This is a genomic window from Streptomyces sp. CNQ329 (genome assembly GCF_000482585.1).
Map to the genome: position 1 here is coordinate 242248 of NZ_AXVU01000005.1, position 15840 is coordinate 258087.

Below are 15840 nucleotides of genomic sequence, written 5' to 3' on the forward strand. Positions count from 1 at the left end.
CTGGTTTCTCTACATGAACTCATCCGTCTGTGAGAGCGGGCGTGAGCAGCGGCACGGCGCCGTCAAGGATCGAACGGTCGCCCATCTCGCTGAGCACCAGGGCCAGCGCCCCGAGCACCTCCGCGCGGCTGCCCAGGGCCCCGGAGGCCAGGTCGAGCTGGCGGGCGGCGCTGGGGATCGCGTAGCGCGCGACGGACTCCCCTATGGGGTTCAGGATCAGCTCCCCGGCCTCGGCGAGGTCGCCGCCGAGCACCACCCGGCTGGGATTGAGCAGGTTGCACAGGCTGGCCACGCCGCTGCCGATGTGCCGGCCGACGTCGGCGATCACCCGGCGGCAGCCCGGGTCGCCGTCCCGCGCGAGCTGCACCATGCGCTCCACGGTCAGCCCGGGGCCGTGGCTGGCCTCCAGCAGGCCCAGGATGTACCGGCCGGCGGTGAAGGTCTCCAGGCAGCCGCGGTTGCCGCAGCGGCACACGGGGCCGGACTCGTCCAGCGTGATGTGTCCTATCTCACCCGCCGTACCGCCGGGGCCCCGGTAGAGCTGCCCGTTGATCACCAGCCCGGCGCCGACGCCGCTGGCGACCTTGATGTACGCCACGTCCTTGGCGCCCCGGCCGCTGCCCCAGACCAGCTCGCCCAGGGCACCGAGGTTCGCGTCGTTGTCCACGTACACCGGGACGCCGAGGCGGGACTGGAGGTCATCGCGCGGGTTGGTGCCGGTCCAGCCCGGCAGGATGGCGGTGGAGCCCAGCACGCCGGTCTCGGTGTCGATCGGCCCGGGCACCCCGAGGCCGACGCCGACGACCTTGTCCGCGGGCACGTCCGTGGCCCCCACGAGGCGGCTCACCAGCGCCTGCGCCCGGTCCAGACCCTGGGTGGCGGAGGCGTCCACGTCGATCGGCTCGGACTCCTCGGCGAGCACTTGGTGCGCCAGGTTCCCCACGGCCACCCGCAGGTGCGTGTGACCGAAGTCGACCCCGACGACGATCCCGGCGTCCCCGCTCAGCGACACGGCCCGCGCACGCCGCCCGCCGGCGGAGGTGGGCGTGACGCTGACGGTCCCGCTCTCCTGCAGCTCCCGGACGATGTTGGAGACCGTGGCGGCGGACAGCCCGGTGCTCCGCGCGATCTGCGCCTGCGTGAGCGAACCGGAAAGTCGCACGGCGCGCACGACGCGCTCAAGGTTGGCCCGGTGCAGCGAGGACTGCGAGCCCGGAGTCTCCACGGCCATCCACTCCTGGTTCGGCGGGTGACACGACGGCCCCCCACCTCCCGGGCCACACCGATGGGACCCGGATCGCCTACAACTTGTGAAGTCTAGGCTCGACGGCCATGGTTACCGCCGTCAAGACCTTGACGGCGTGACTATTCCGTAACCCGCAAAACCCCACACCACCACACCCCACCGACCGGCCCTGCGAACCGGCCCCGGGGCGCCGCCGCCGACGCCCGGGGTCCCCGCGGAAAGATCCGGATCGGCGGCCGGCCCGCCCGGAGCCTGGCACTCTGCCGAGCGTGTGCCTACGTAACGGCTGCGTCGCGAACTGGAGGCAGTCGGTGGTCCGTCCGGGGCATGGCTCGATAACGTTGCTCCGAACACGACGCGCGGGGGGCGCACGACCGCTCGGGAGAAGGACGCTCCGAGCCTGTCCCGGATCGCCTGCCGCAGTCAGCCGGACGACCCTGGGAGTTGGTCATCGATGCGGCATCGCACCCTCGGCCGGGCGACGGCCGCAGCCCTCGGCGCGGCGCTGCTGCTCACCGCCTGCGGAGGCTCCGACGACGACGGCGGCGATGAGATCGTGGGGGCGGAGAAGAACGAGTCCGCCTCACCCGGCGCCCCCGCCGAAGAGGACCCCGATGCCCCCGCCTTCGACTTCCCCGACGACCTCAAGGCCGACGTGGAGACCGCGGATACCGGGGACGAGAAGAAGAACACCGTGCTGCGCGACCAGGGCTACGCGCTCAGCGCCATGGTGGAGAGCTACGGGCAGCAGAAGGCCACCGCCAACTTCGAGCGGTACTGGCAGGATCCGGCCTACGCGAACTACGTGAAGGACTTCGAGCGCTTCGCCGACGAGGGGCAGCGCATCGCGGGCACCGGGCGGTACTTCAACCGCGAGGTCAAGCAGGTCAAGGACGGCAACGCGCTGGTCGTGTTCTGCGAGGACCAGGGCGACGGCTACGTGGTCGACGCGAAGACCGGCGAGCGCGTCGGCTCCGGCGGCGGCGAGAACGCGGCGGTGCTGCGGCTGTACCGGCAGACGCTCACGCGCGCGGACGACGGCACCTGGAAGGTGGCCGAGTCCGACTGGACCGAGGGGGACGGAACATGTCGGTGAAGAGGGCGGCGGCGCGCCGCTCGGGGATCGGGCTCGCGGCCACGCTGAGCGTGACCGCGGTGCTGCTGAGCACCCAGCCCGCTTACGCGCAGGGCGGCGGCTGGGGCACCGACGGGGGCGGGGGTTCCGACGGCGGCGACGGCATCGACGCCTGGTCCCAGGTCGAGATCACCACGACCGGCGGCGACTCCTCCGCCCCGCCGATGACTCCGGTCGAGAGCAATTGGACTCCCCCGCCGTGCTGGTACGAGCCGGTCATGAGCGCCGAGGAGATGGCGGAGTGGGGGCCCGGCACCTGGACGCACTCGGAGAGCGCGCAGGCGTCCTGGATCCAGGAGTGGGAAGAGAAGGAGTGGAACAAGGACAAGGACGGCGCCTGGTGGGACGTCGCCTACAACAAGGACATGGACGACGCGTTCGAGTCGTGTGAGATCCTCCAGGGCAACCCCTTTTGGGTGGACCAGGGAGACGTGCCGGAGGACGGCGTGAGCATCAGCCCCGAGACGCTCGCCGAGATCGCCTACAACGCGACCAAGCTGCCCGCCCCTCCGGTGGAGCTGAAACCGGATCTCGCGCTGCAGAAGGTCAACCTGCCGGTGCACGCCTCGTTCCAGAGCGACACGGGGCTGCAGAGGGTGTCGACCACCGCCAGCATCAACCTCCTCGGCGTGCAGTACGCCGCGACCACCGTGGCCACGCCCAAGGAGCTGCGGCTCGACGCCGGCACCGAGCACGCCGATCCCGGCTCGTGCACGTACGGCCTCAGCGGCGGCGGCGCGAACGGGTACGACGTCAACACCGAGGACGCTGACTGCAACGTGACGTACCTCAAGTCCTCCGGCCAGGGCACATACCCGCTGGAAGCTTCGCTCACCTGGGAGGTCCACTGGACGGCCTCGGCCGACCCGGACGGACCGCCCGAGCCGGGCGACCCCCAACTGCCCGACGGCATGTCCTCGGGCACGTACGACGTGACCGTCAAGGAGATCCAGACGGTCGTACGCTGAAACGCCGCGCCCCGGCGGCCGGTGCGGTGGCCCCGCACCGGCCGCCCGGCGCGTCCTACTTCACCGCACCGGCGGTGAGCCCGGACTGCACCTGCCGCTGGAAGATGATGTACACGACCAGGATCGGCAGTGCGGCCATCACCAGCCCCGCGAAGAGCCTGCCGTAGTCGGAGCGGTAGCCGGCCTGGGCGAAGAGCAGTCCGATGCCCTGGGTGAGCACGTAGTCGTCCTCGTTGCCCTGGTTGAGCGCGAAGGGCAGCACGTACTGGTTCCAGTGCCCGAGGAAGTTGAAGATGCCCACGCTGATCAGGCCGGGTTTCGCCATGGGCAGCATCACCTGGAAGAAGATCCGGGTGTGGGAGGCCCCGTCGATCTCCGCGGCCTCGGAGACGGACGAGGGCAGCGTGCGGAAGAACGTGGTCATGAAGAAGATCGTGAACGGCATGGAGTACGCGATGTACACCATGATCAGACCGTGCCGGGTGTCGAGCAGCGACAGGTTCTTCATGACGAAGAAGAGCGGCACGAGCGCCATCACCACGGGGAAGGCCATGCCGCCGACGAAGGTGAAGTAGACGACGCGCGCGCCCCTGAAGTCGAACCGGGCCAGTACGTACGCGGCCATCGACCCGAAGAGCATGGTCAGCGGCACGGAGATGGCCACGATGAGCAGGGAGTTGGCCGCGTACCGGCCGATGCGCGCCCGGCTCCAGGCGTTGGACCAGTTCGCCCAGTCGATGCTGCCGGGCAGCGCCCAGGGGTTGGCCAGGATGTCGCCCGAGTCCTTCAGAGCGTTCATCAGGGCCCAGACCAGAGGGCCCGCGGCCAGTACGGTCCACAGGATCAGGAAGCCGTGCGAGAAGACGTTGAGTACGGCGCCCTCGATCTTCTTCCGCGGCTCCAGCAGCGGCGACCGCGACGGGTCGTCCGCCGCGTCCGCCTTGTCGAGCGCGGCTGGGCGGTCGGTGGGTTCCGCAGTGGTCATGACCTGGCCTTCCGGATGCTCTGCACTCGATGCTCAGTACTCGATGCGGTCGCGGCGCCGGCCGAGGGACAGCGCGGCCACGGCGAGGATCATGGTGAGAATGAACAGCGCGACACCCATCGCCGCGCCCCGGCCGGCCTGCAACTGGCCGAAGCCGGTGTTCCAGAGGTAGACGCCGAGCACCATGGTGGAGTCGTCGGGACCGCCCGGTCCCTGGGTGATGATGTTGACGACGGCGAACGACTCCGCGCCGAGCGCCATGATCCCCATGTACACCCAGCCGGTCTGCACGGTGTCCCGGATGAGCGGCAGGGTGATGCGGAAGAACGTCGCCGCCCGGCTCGCGCCGTCCAGCAGGGCGGATTCGTAGATCTCCTTGGGGATCTGCCCGATGGCCGCGGAGAACAGGACCACGAAGAACCCGACCATGGCCCAGCACATCACGATCATCACGGCCCACAGGGCGAACTTCGAGTCCGCCAGCCAACCGCCGTTCGGTGACAGCGCCTCGGGCAGGACGGGGTCGAGCAGACCGACGTCGGGCTTGAAGATGTAGCCCCACAGGGCGGCGATCACCGCGATGGACAGAGCCTGCGGAAAGAAGTAGACGATCTTGTACATCTTGGCGCCCCGGACGCCGGAGATCGCCTCACCCTTCTTGTGCCGGCCGCCGACGGTGACCATGAAGGCGAAGAACAGCCCGAGGCTGAGCGTGATGAACGGGACGGCGAGGGCGAGGATCAGGTTGTTGCGGACGGCGGCCCAGAAGGTCGAGTCGTCCAGCAGCCTGGAGTAGTTGTCGAACCCCACCATGGTGAAGTCGCTGCTGACGCCGGTCCAGTCGGTGAGCGAGTAGTAGAAGGTCTGGACGAACGGTGAGATGACGAACACCGCGTACAGCCCGAGAGGGATGGCGAGGAATCCCGTGACGAAGCGGTACTTGACGAAGGTCCGGTACCGCGGAGAGCTGCGGAATCCCGCTTTCCGCGGCTTTGCCGGCACCGGCCGCTCCGCGGCTCTCCCGGAATCCGCGACTTTCGTCGCGGTACCGCCGTCGTCCGTCATTCCGGCGCCCCCTCTTGCTCGTTCACCGACTGGATCCGCCGCTTTCAGTGCTTGTACTTCTTGATGCTGTCATCCTGAGCGGTCTCGTCGGCGATGCCCTGGATCTTGTCGATGGCCTCGTCGGGCTTGATGCCGCCCTTCATCATGTCGCCCCAGACGAAGACGATCTTCTCGCGGTACGGGGTCGGATACCAGTCGGGGAACCGGGGGTTGAGGAAGTTCTCACCGGCCCCGTCGAGGAGCCCGACCGCGGTGGTCAGCCCGGTGCCGAGCTGCAGGCCCTTCTCGGAGCCCTCGACGCAGGCCAGGGACGAGACCAGCTCGGTGAAGCCCGCTGCGGACTTCTTGCTCAGCATGTTGCGCAGGAACTCCATCGCGCCCACGGAGTTCTTGCCCTTCGCCGGCACGATGAAGGGCTCGCCGGCCTGCGCCCAGATGGTCTCGAACGGCATCGCGTCGGAGCTGTCCAGGTTCGGCGACGGCGAGACCGTCATCTGGAAGTCCTTGGGAGTGGTGTCCTTGGACTCGTTCTCCACCCACGAACCGTTCGGGATGAAGATGCAGTTGCCTCGTTCGGTCCAGTCGGTCTGGACGTCGGTGTGCGTCTTGCCGGGCGAGTTCTTCAGGACGTAGCCCTTGTCGTACAGCTCGTAGTGCGCCTCCATGACGCTCTTCACGGCGTCGTGCTTCCAGGCGTTGGGCTCAAGGTTGTCGATCGCGTCGAGCACCTCGACGCCACCGACCTTGCCGATCATCGGCAGCATGCTGAAGCCGAGGTACTGGGGATAGACGCCGGTGTACGCGAATCCCGCGATGTTCTGCTTCTTCGCGTCCTCGCAGATGGCGAGCATGTCGTCCCAGGTCTTGGGGTATTCCCAGCCGTTGTCGTCGAGCAGCTTCTGGGAGTACCAGAGACCGAACACCGAGTAGGCGATGTTCATCCGGTAGACCTTCTCGTCACCGTACTGGCCCATTTCGACGGTGCCGTCGCGCAGGGTCTCGCGGACCGTCTTGCCCGGGTCGTCGATGGACGGGGCGTCCAGCAGCGGGGTGAGGTCGGCGAGTTGCCCCTGCGTGATGAGCGCGGGCACGTCCATGGCCTCGTCGCCCGAGTTGTTGATGAGGTCCGGCGGGTTGCCGGCCGCCATCCGGCCCTGGACCTTCGACTGGATCTTCTCCGTCGAGCCGGTCTTCACCTTGCCGAAGTTCTTCTGGTACGCGGTGGCGTCGTCGTCGACGTACTTCGTACCGAACCCGCCGTCGAACATCAGTACTTCGAGTCCGGCGTTCTTGTCCACGCCGAGCGGGTTCTTGTCGGTCTTGTCGCCCTTCGCGCCGCCGCCGCCGTTGTCGTCGTCGCCACCGCTGGCACACGCCGACAGAGCACTGACGGTGGGGACGGAGATCAGGCCGAGGGCAACGGCCCGCTTGATCAGATCGCGGCGACCGACATGCGAGTTGGATCCCATGCTCAAGTCCTCACTCTCTCCAGGACTCAGGCGGTGTACCGGATCCCCGATGCGACGTGCCTCGTGGTGCAGGAGCCGATTACCGCGGTCATCTGTTACGTGAGTGGTGCAGGGTGGTGCGCCGGAGGGTGGGGGTGCCGCCGGGTGCGGACAGGTATAGTCCACTCGACGCCGCCTTATCAAGATCGAATACAAGGTTCGTCGAGAGTATTTCCCGACTTGAGACCTGCGGGAAACGCGCTGCGGCCCCACCCGTTGCCGGACCGCCGGAGCACCCGTCACGGACGCCCCCGACCGCCATTGGTCCAGCCTTTTGGAGCGCTCGTCCGCCACCGCGGGACACCACGCCCGCCGGCCCGGAATGTCCCGATCAGCGCCAGAGTGGTACGTGCACCAGCGTGCCCGCGCCGAGGCCGACCCGGCCCCGGACGCCCCCCGCCCGGGTGGCCACCACGACGACGGGGCCGGACTCGTCGAGAGAGGCGGCATGGCGCGCCCGAGCGAACCCGACGCGCTCGGCTGACCACACGGGTGGCCGCGGCCGCCCGCCGGTTACGCCTCAACCATCCGGCCGACTCCGGAGCTTACGCGCACCACGCTCCCGTCGACGCTGCGTCACCGGTAACCTCGGTCACACCATGCGTTCGTCGTGCTACAGCCCGCACGGGCGCCGCGGGACCGCCGGAGCTCGCCGGATCCGGCGGGAAAGGAGACGGGGGTATGGCCGACGCCTATGTGGCGTACGCGGCGGACGATGCCGAGTGGGTTGGTGTGCTCACCGAGCGGCTGCGTGCCCATGGGGTGAGCGCGTTGGGGGACCGGCACCACTTGCTGCCGGGGAGTGTGGTGGTTCACGAGGTCGAGGACGCCATTCGTTCGGCGAGTACCGGGCTTGTCGTGTTCAGCCCTGCCGCGATGGCCCAGGCGTGGCTGCGGCAGGAGTACGCGGCGCTCTTCCAGGCGTCCGCCGGCCGGGATCTGCGGCTGGTGCCCGTGCTGCTGGGGAACGCGGGGCTGCCGCCGTTCGCCGCGACTCGGCTCCCGATGGACTTCCGGCGGCTGCCTGCCGAGGGGGCCGCGTTCGAGGACCGGGTGGCCCTGCTCGCGCGGATCATCCGGGGTGAGCAGCCGCCGGACGAGTTGCTGCGGAAGGTCGAGGACGTACACGATGATCTGGGCGTCGTCCGGAGTGGTCCGGAGCGGCCGTTGACCGGGCCGGCCGAGCCGAGCGTGGTGATCTGTCACGCGCACGCGGATCTGGAGTACGTGCGTGGGCTGGGGCGGCGGCTGGCCGACGCGGGGCTGCCGGTGTGGACGGCCGGTCGCCTGACCTGGGGTGACGACTGGGTGTGGGCCATTCGCCGGCAGTTGGCCAGCGCGGTGGCCGTGGTGGTGGTGATGTCGCCCGAGGCACAGGCGGCGCAGGACGTGAGCCGGGATATCCTGGAGGGGCAGCGGCTGGGGCGTCCGTTCTTCCCGGTGCTCCTCCGCGGCGAGCGGCACTATCTGCTGGCCAGCAGTTGGTACTTCGACGCGCGCGGCGGCGCGCTGCCGGGCCCGGCGGAGCTGCGGCAGTTGCAGCGGCTCCTCAAGCGGTCCGGGGGTGGTCTCCGTAGCGAACACCCCGTCTTCACTCCGGTGCCCCGGCCGAGGTACCGGGCGGCGGCGCGCCCGCCCGTCGACGCCTCGCTGGCCACGCTCCACGCGCTGCTCGCCGCGGGCGAGGTGGAGCAGGCCGACGTACTGACGACGGCGCTGGTGCTGCAGGAGGCCGGGCGGCACGAGTACGGGTTCATCCGGCCCATGGGCGAGGACGCGGAACGGGCCCTGCCGGACGGATTCCTCGACGCCGTCGACACGGTCTGGGCGAGCCTGCTGCCCTCGGGGGAACGGGGCGGGTTGCACGGGTTCCGGGCGCAGACCCGCCGGGCGCGGCCGGAGGGGCGCGGGCACCGGGCATTCGCCGCGCTGGCGGTGGCGTACGGCTGGACCGACGCGCCGCACGCACCCTCTCCTCGCTACGAGACGTTCGTACGCGCCGCGGCGTGTGCGCCGGAGGAATACCCGGCGTTCTTTCCGACGCTGCGCAGCCCGCAGAACGAGGCGCAGAAGGATTGGCACGACCAGTGGTCGCTGACCGTCCGGGCGATCCATCAGCGGCTGGCGGACTGGCCGGGTGCTGAGCACCACGCGGAGGACCACGACGACACAGGCACGTGAGCGGGGCACGCGCCGGAAGGAGGTGAGGGTGCATGGTGGTCTTGGTGATCGTGCTGCTCGTGGCGGTCGGCGCGGTCGGCGGGGTGGCGGTCGTGTATCCCGAGAGCGGGCTCGCACGGCGGCTCGGCTTCGTGGTGATCCCCGGGGACATGGTCGGCGTCGTGCGCCGGCGTATCGGGGGCAATCCGTCAGACCCCCGGTTCAAGCGAGTGGTAGCGGACAACTCGCGCGGCATCCAGGCACGGTGTCTGACGCCCGGGGTACGGCACTGGCTCATGCCCGGCGTCTACAGTGTCGACCTCGCTCCCCGTGTCAGCATCCCGCCCGGCATGATCGGGCTGGTCACGGCACTGGACGGGGCGTCGCGCCCGGCGGGGCGGCTGCTCAGCCGGCGGGTGGAGTGCGACAACTTCCAGAACGGTGTGGCTTTCCTGCTGGGTGAGGGGGAGCAGGGCAGGCAGCTGGCGACGCTGCCGGGCGACGCCTCGTACTACATCAACCCGGAGCTTTTCCGGGTCGATTTCGTGCCGCGTACGCATGTGCCGGACGGGACGGTCGGGCTCGTACGGGCCAAGGTGGGGCAGTTGCGGCAGCCTGACCAGCCGTTCGGGCGGCACATAGAGTGCAACGTCTTCCAGGACGGTGACGCGTTCCTGCTGGGCGGTGGGGAGCAGGGGCGGCAGCTGGCAGTGCTCGGCGGCGGTGCCTCGTACGACATTCACCCCGATCTCTTCGAGGTCCTGACCACGGAGAACATCGGGCCCGGGCGGCAGGACGGTCTCACCCCCGGCCATCTGCGGTACGTCAACATCCCCGTCGGTTATGTCGGCGTCGTCGTCACGCTGCACGGCATCGAGCCGCCGCCGGAGGACGACGTCATCGGGCCCGCCGTGCATGGGCACAGCAACTACCGGCTGCCGTGGAAGTTCCTCGACGGGCACGGCTGGCGCGGGGTGCAGCAGGAGACGCTGCGGCAGGGCGGGGTGTACGCGCTCAACCCGTGGTTCGCGCGGATCGTGCTGATCCCGACGCGGCTGCTGACGCTCGAGTGGAAGGACAAGATGCCCACCGAGGCCGACAACTACGACGCGGAGCTGGAGCAGCTGGTCATCAACATCCAGGGGTTCCTGCTGAAGGTCAACGTGACACAGACCCTGCAGATCCCGGCTTCCGCCGCGCCGCGTCTGGTCAGCCAGTTCGGTGGGGAGGTCTCCCGGGACGGGCTCGGCGGGCTGGTCATCGACCCGCGCCCGGTCCAGCGGTTCGTCGAACGGGTGCTGGGAGGCACGGTCGAGAGCTACCTCACCCAGGTCGCCGCCTCGTCCACGGTGGAGGAGTACCTCACGCAGCAGGACGACATCCGCGCCGAACTCGCCGCCAGGGTCCGGCAGAACGTGGCCGAATGGGGTATCACCGTCTCCGACACCCTCGTCGGGCTCTCCGTCGCGCAGGACACCGAACTGGACCGCATCCGCCGGCTGCCGATGACCGAGGCACACCGCCGCCGCACGCTGGAGGAGGAGGTCAAGAGCGCCCAGATCCACGCCCAGATCCGGCGGATCGAGATCGCCGTCGAGCGGGAGGAACGCGGTCTGGCCGTCGCGGAGCTGGAGGCCCTCGCGAACCTGCTCGGGCCCGAGGTGGCGTCGGTCCAGGCGCTGCTGGCGGAGGTCAAGGACATGCGGGTGCCCGATGTCATCTCCGGGGACGCAGCGATGATGGGCCAGTTCATGCCGTGGCAGCGGATCCAGGACGTCATCACCGGCCTGCGCCGTGAGCAGTCCGGGGATCCGGTGCTGGAGACCGTGTCGCAGAAGGATGAGCTGGAGGTGGGAGACGGGTCGGCGGACGACCTCAGGCCCGGTTCGTGAGCACCGCGCGGCTGATCTGCTCGCAGAGCCGGTCGTACGCGGCCTCGTCGGCGCCGCGGAAGTCCGCCGGGTAGAGGACTTCGGCGAACTCCGGCAGGTCCGGGGACTCGCCGGGGTCGCCGATGAGCACGGGGACGAAGCGCTGCGCCTCGTTCTCCAGGGACCGGCGCATCAGCGCGGCGTACTCCCGGCGCACCCAGCCGTCGTCCCGCATCCCGGGGCCGAACACCAGCAGCCCGTGCGCAGCGTCGCGGATGGCGCGCTCGAGGGTGTGCACGCGGACACCGCCGGGCTGCGCCAGCAGCTCGTCGTACGCCACGCGGACGCCGCGCGCGGTGAGGAAGGCGGCGAAGTCCCGGACCCAGGGGGCGTCGGTGTCGGCGTAGGCGATGAAGACGTCATACCGGGGATCGGCGGCGGGGACGGGGGCGGGCTCCGGTGACGGGGCGGTGACGCGGGGGCGGCGGCGAAGGTACTCGCGGACGGCGACGTACGTCCCCGCCAGGGTGGCGACCGTCCCGACGATCGTGAGCACGAGCCCCGCCACATTCATCCCCTCAGGCTACGCGAGCCGTTCGGCCCCCGGAGAGGCTTCCGTGGGCGGGGCCAGGTTTCGATACCGTAAGCCCAGGGCCGGGTTCACCCCGGATCCTGGCACGATCACCATCGACTCCACCGGCGCCCCCGCACCGGCCGACTGGTGGGCCCGGCGCTCGTCCCACCTGGGGCCACGACCGGTGCCGGGTGGAAGGCCGCCGTCAGCACCAGTGCCGGGCGGATCGGCTCCAACGGCGTGCTCGACGGCTCGACACGGACGCGGACACCTGGACCACCCCGGCGGCACACACGCCTCCACCGAGGGCTTCGGCATCGTATCCGGCGGCACCGCAATGCCCCCGCACCTGGTGCCAGGTGCGGGGTTCGTCGTCATAGGACACGCAGTTCCGCTCCGGGAACAGATCGCATGCACGCAGGCGCATCTTCCGCCCCATCGCGCGCGAGCGCCCTGCCCCCGCGCCCTCCGGAGGGGGCGCGGGGGTTCGGGTGGGTGGGTCAGTCGCGGATCAGGGAGCGGAGGACGTACTGAAGGATGCCGCCGTTGCGGTAGTAGTCCGCCTCGCCGGGCGTGTCGATGCGGACCACCGCGTCGAACTCCACCCCGGTGTCCGTGGTGACCTTGACCGTCTCCGGGACGGTGCCGTCGTTCAGGGCCGTGATGCCGGTGAAGGAGAAGGTCTCCTCGCCGGTCAGGCCCAGCGACTGCGCCGTGGCGCCCGCGGGGAACTGGAGCGGCAGCACGCCCATGCCGATGAGGTTCGAGCGGTGGATGCGCTCGTACGACTCGGCGATCACCGCGCGGACGCCGAGCAGCGCGGTGCCCTTGGCCGCCCAGTCGCGCGAGGAGCCCGAGCCGTACTCCTTGCCCGCCAGCACCACGAGCGGAGTGCCGGCCGCGGCGTAGTTCTGGGCCGCGTCGTAAATGAAGGAGACCGGGGCGTCCGCACGGGTGAAGTCGCGGGTGTAGCCGCCCTCGGTGCCCGGGGCGATCTGGTTGCGCAGCCGGATGTTGGCGAAGGTGCCGCGGATCATGACCTCGTGGTTGCCGCGGCGGGAGCCGTAGCTGTTGAAGTCGCGGCGGCTCACGCCGTGCTCGGTGAGGTACTGACCGGCCGGGGTGTCGGCCTTGATGGCGCCGGCGGGCGAGATGTGGTCGGTGGTGACCGAGTCGCCGAGGAGGGCCAGCACGCGGGCGCCCGTGATGTCCTCGACGGGCGACGGGTCCATGCCCATGCCGTCGAAGTACGGGGGCTTGCGCACGTAGGTGGACTCGGGGTCCCAGGCGAAGGTGTCGCCCGTCGGGATCGGCAGCGCACGCCACTGCTCGTCGCCGGCGAAGACGTCCTGGTACGAATCGGTGAACATCTCCTCGCCGATCGCGGCGGCGACGACCTGCTCGACCTCCTGCTCGCTGGGCCAGATGTCCCTGAGGTAGACCGGCTTGCCCTCCTTGTCCGTCCCCAGCGGCTCGCGGGTGATGTCGGTCTTCATGGAGCCCGCGAGCGCGTACGCGACGACCAGCGGCGGCGACGCCAGGTAGTTCATCTTCACGTCGGGGTTGATCCGGCCCTCGAAGTTGCGGTTGCCGGAGAGCACCGAGGTGACGGCCAGGTCGTGTTCGTTGACGGCCTTGGAGATCTCCTCCGGCAGCGGTCCCGAGTTGCCGATGCAGGTGGTGCAGCCGTAGCCGACGAGGTTGAAGCCGAGCTTGTCGAGGTACGGGGTGAGGCCGGCCCGGTCGTAGTAGTCCATGACGACCTTGGAGCCGGGCGCCAGCGTGGTCTTCACCCACGGCTTGCGGGTCAGGCCCTTCTCCACCGCCTTCTTCGCCAGCAGCGCCGCGCCGACCATGACGGACGGGTTGGAGGTGTTGGTGCAGGAGGTGATGGCGGCCACGGTGACGGCGCCGTGGTCGATCTCGTACGTCGTGCCGTCGGGTGCGGTCACCGGGGTGACGCGGATCGGTACGCCGTTGGAGGAGGCGGGGGCGTCGGAGGCCGGGAAGGACTCCTTGCCGGGCTCGTCGGCGTCGTCGACGTAGTTGCGCACGTCGAGGCGGAACTGCTCGGCGGCCTTCGACAGCTCGATGCGGTCCTGCGGGCGCTTCGGCCCGGCCAGCGACGGCACGACGGTGGCGAGGTCCAGCTCCAGGTACTCGGAGTACTCCGGCTCGTGCGCCGGGTCGTGCCACAGGCCCTGGGCCTTCGCGTACGCCTCCACCAGCGCGAGCTGCTGCTCGTCGCGGCCGGTGAGCTTCAGGTACGTGAGGGTCTCGGCGTCGACCGGGAAGATCGCGGCGGTGGAGCCGAACTCCGGCGACATGTTGCCGATCGTCGCCCGGTTGGCCAGCGGGATCTGGGCGACGCCCGCGCCGTAGAACTCGACGAACTTGCCGACGACGCCGTGCTTGCGCAGCATCTCGGTGATCGTCAGCACCAGGTCGGTGGCGGTGGTGCCGGTGGGCAGCTCGCCGGTGAGCTTGAAGCCGACGACACGCGGGATGAGCATCGAGACCGGCTGGCCGAGCATCGCCGCCTCGGCTTCGATGCCGCCGACGCCCCAGCCGAGCACGCCGAGGCCGTTGACCATGGTGGTGTGGCTGTCGGTGCCGACGAGGGTGTCGGGGTAGGCCCTGCCGTCGCGGACCATGACGACCCGGGCCAGGTGCTCGATGTTCACCTGGTGCACGATGCCGGTGCCGGGCGGGACGACCTTGAACTCGTCGAACGCGGTCTGCCCCCAGCGCAGGAACTGGTAGCGCTCGCGGTTGCGCCCGTACTCCAGCTCGACGTTGACCTGGAAGGAGTCCGGCGTGCCGAACTTGTCGGCGATCACGGAGTGGTCGATGACCAGCTCGGCCGGGGCCAGCGGATTGATCCGGGCGGGATCGCCGCCCAGGTCCTTGACGGCCTCGCGCATGGTGGCGAGGTCGACGACGCAGGGGACGCCGGTGAAGTCCTGCATGATCACCCGGGCCGGCGTGAACTGGATCTCCCGGCTCGGCTGGGCCTGGGAGTCCCAGCCGCCCAGGGCCCGGATGTGGTCGGCGGTGATGTTCGCGCCGTCCTCGGTGCGGAGCAGGTTCTCCAGCAGCACCTTCAGGCTGTACGGGAGCCGGGCGGCACCGGTCACCTTGTCCAGCCGGAAGATCTCGTACGACTCGCCGCCCACCTGCAGCGTGCTGCGGGCGTCGAAGCTGTTCGCCGACACGACAGTCTCCTTCGTCATTCGCGTTCCACCGTAATCCTGCCGCTACGTCCGAAGCGGGGCGACTTGAGGGTGGCACCTTCGGCAGATATCTCGATGTCGAGATAAACCTTACTCCATGGCACTGCCTGGGTTCCCACCCGTGTCGCGCGTACGCGCCGGAGGGCCGGCCGGCCGCGGCAGCCGCGCCGGCCGCGGCGGCCCGCGGTCAGCCGGGCTTGCGGGCCACGCCGCCGTACATCGCGATGTGCGAGTTCGGCACCGACTCGCCGATGCTGTCCGGCCGCCAGTGGTGGACCAGCGTCACGCCCGGGTCGATCAGCTCCAGGCCGGCGAAGAACCGCTCCGCCTCGGCGCGGTCGCGGATCTGCAGCGGGATGCCGCGCTCGTTGTACTCGCGGCCGACGCCCGCGACGCGCTCCGGGTCGGTGTCGCCGGTGAAGACGGTCAGCGCCAGGAAGCTGCCCGGCGCCAGCGCGCCCAGCAGCCGCGCGACGATGCCCTGCGGGTCGTCCTCGTCGAGGATGAAGTGGACGATGGCGATGAGCGACAGCGCCACGGGCCGGTCGAGGTCGAGGACGTCGCGCAGTTGGGGGTCGCCGAGGATCGACTCGGGATCGCGCAGGTCGGCCTGGATGTAGCCGGTCCTGCCCTCCTTGGTGCTCTGCAGCAGCGCGCGGGCGTGGGCGAGGACGATGGGGTCGTTGTCCACGTAGACCACCCGGCACTCCGGGGCGATCTCCTGGGCCACCTCGTGGAGGTTCGGCGGTGTCGGTATGCCTGTGCCGATGTCCAGGAACTGCCGTACGCCGTAGTCGCGGGCGAGCGTCCTGGTCACCCGGTGCATGAAGACGCGGGTCTGCTTCATGGAGGTCGGCAGGCTGGGCCAGGCCCGCACCGAGGCGTCGCCCGCGGCGCGGTCGGGGGCGTAGTTGTCCTTGCCGCCGAGGAGGTAGTCGTAGACCCGCGCGGAGTGCGGGCGGTCGGTACGCAGGTCGATCTCGGTGTGGTCGTCGCCGGGTAAGAGGTTCATGCGCTGGTGTCACCCTTCTGGTCGTATGCGTCGCGTCGTACGCCGTCTCCTCGTACGGCGTCGTCTCTCCCGCCGTACGCCGT

Annotated in this window: 11 protein-coding genes; 4 read left to right on the top strand and 7 right to left on the bottom strand. The window is 69.9% G+C overall.

The annotated features are described in order from the left end of the window. Positions 1–19: 19 nt before the first annotated feature. Positions 20–1225, bottom strand: a complete 1206-nt coding sequence (locus tag I003_RS0105050; RefSeq protein WP_027770517.1) for an ROK family transcriptional regulator — start codon at positions 1223–1225, stop codon at positions 20–22. Positions 1226–1700: 475 nt separating this feature from the next. On the opposite strand from I003_RS0105050, the gene I003_RS31475 reads away from it, so the two are divergent. Together I003_RS31475 and I003_RS0105060 are read left to right on the top strand one after the other, a co-directional pair. Continuing rightward, positions 1701–2342 carry a hypothetical protein gene (locus I003_RS31475; protein ID WP_051368088.1) on the top strand — a complete coding sequence of 214 codons (642 nt, stop codon included), beginning with the start codon at positions 1701–1703 and terminating at the stop codon, positions 2340–2342. Then, complete coding sequence (locus I003_RS0105060; RefSeq protein ID WP_027770518.1) at positions 2333–3349, top strand: hypothetical protein; 1017 nt, start codon at positions 2333–2335, stop codon at positions 3347–3349. The genes I003_RS31475 and I003_RS0105060 overlap by 10 nt, the downstream gene beginning before the upstream one ends. 55 nt (positions 3350–3404) lie before the next feature. On the opposite strand, the gene I003_RS0105065 is transcribed toward I003_RS0105060, so the two are convergent. The 3 genes from I003_RS0105065 to ngcE form a co-directional block, all read right to left on the bottom strand. After that, positions 3405–4334: a carbohydrate ABC transporter permease gene (locus I003_RS0105065; RefSeq protein WP_027770519.1), complete on the bottom strand. Its 930-nt coding sequence runs from the start codon at positions 4332–4334 to the stop codon at positions 3405–3407. A 33-nt stretch (positions 4335–4367) separates the two neighbouring features. Next, on the bottom strand, positions 4368–5336 hold the full coding sequence (locus I003_RS0105070; protein ID WP_027770520.1) for a carbohydrate ABC transporter permease: 969 nt from the start codon (positions 5334–5336) through the stop codon (positions 4368–4370). Positions 5337–5443: 107 nt separating this feature from the next. Then, entirely contained in the window at positions 5444–6868 is a 1425-nt protein-coding gene (gene ngcE, locus I003_RS0105075) for an N-acetylglucosamine/diacetylchitobiose ABC transporter substrate-binding protein (protein WP_027770521.1), read from the bottom strand. A gap of 720 nt (positions 6869–7588) precedes the next feature. On the opposite strand from ngcE, the gene I003_RS31480 reads away from it, so the two are divergent. Together I003_RS31480 and I003_RS31485 are read left to right on the top strand one after the other, a co-directional pair. Then, entirely contained in the window at positions 7589–9088 is a 1500-nt protein-coding gene (locus I003_RS31480; RefSeq protein ID WP_051368090.1) for a toll/interleukin-1 receptor domain-containing protein, read from the top strand. A 32-nt stretch (positions 9089–9120) separates the two neighbouring features. Further along, complete coding sequence (locus I003_RS31485) at positions 9121–10959, top strand: SPFH domain-containing protein (RefSeq protein WP_051368091.1); 1839 nt, start codon at positions 9121–9123, stop codon at positions 10957–10959. Here I003_RS31485 and I003_RS0105095 read toward each other — a convergent pair. The 3 genes from I003_RS0105095 to I003_RS0105105 form a co-directional block, all read right to left on the bottom strand. Then, the gene (locus I003_RS0105095) at positions 10943–11512 is read right to left on the bottom strand and encodes a toll/interleukin-1 receptor domain-containing protein (protein WP_027770522.1); all 570 of its coding nucleotides are present in this window, start codon (positions 11510–11512) and stop codon (positions 10943–10945) included. The genes I003_RS31485 and I003_RS0105095 overlap by 17 nt on opposite strands. 500 nt (positions 11513–12012) lie before the next feature. Next, positions 12013–14727: an aconitate hydratase AcnA gene (gene acnA, locus I003_RS0105100; RefSeq protein WP_027770523.1), complete on the bottom strand. Its 2715-nt coding sequence runs from the start codon at positions 14725–14727 to the stop codon at positions 12013–12015. 205 nt (positions 14728–14932) lie between these two features. Beyond that, the gene (locus I003_RS0105105; RefSeq protein WP_027770524.1) at positions 14933–15757 is read right to left on the bottom strand and encodes an SAM-dependent methyltransferase; all 825 of its coding nucleotides are present in this window, start codon (positions 15755–15757) and stop codon (positions 14933–14935) included. Positions 15758–15840 lie beyond the last annotated feature (83 nt).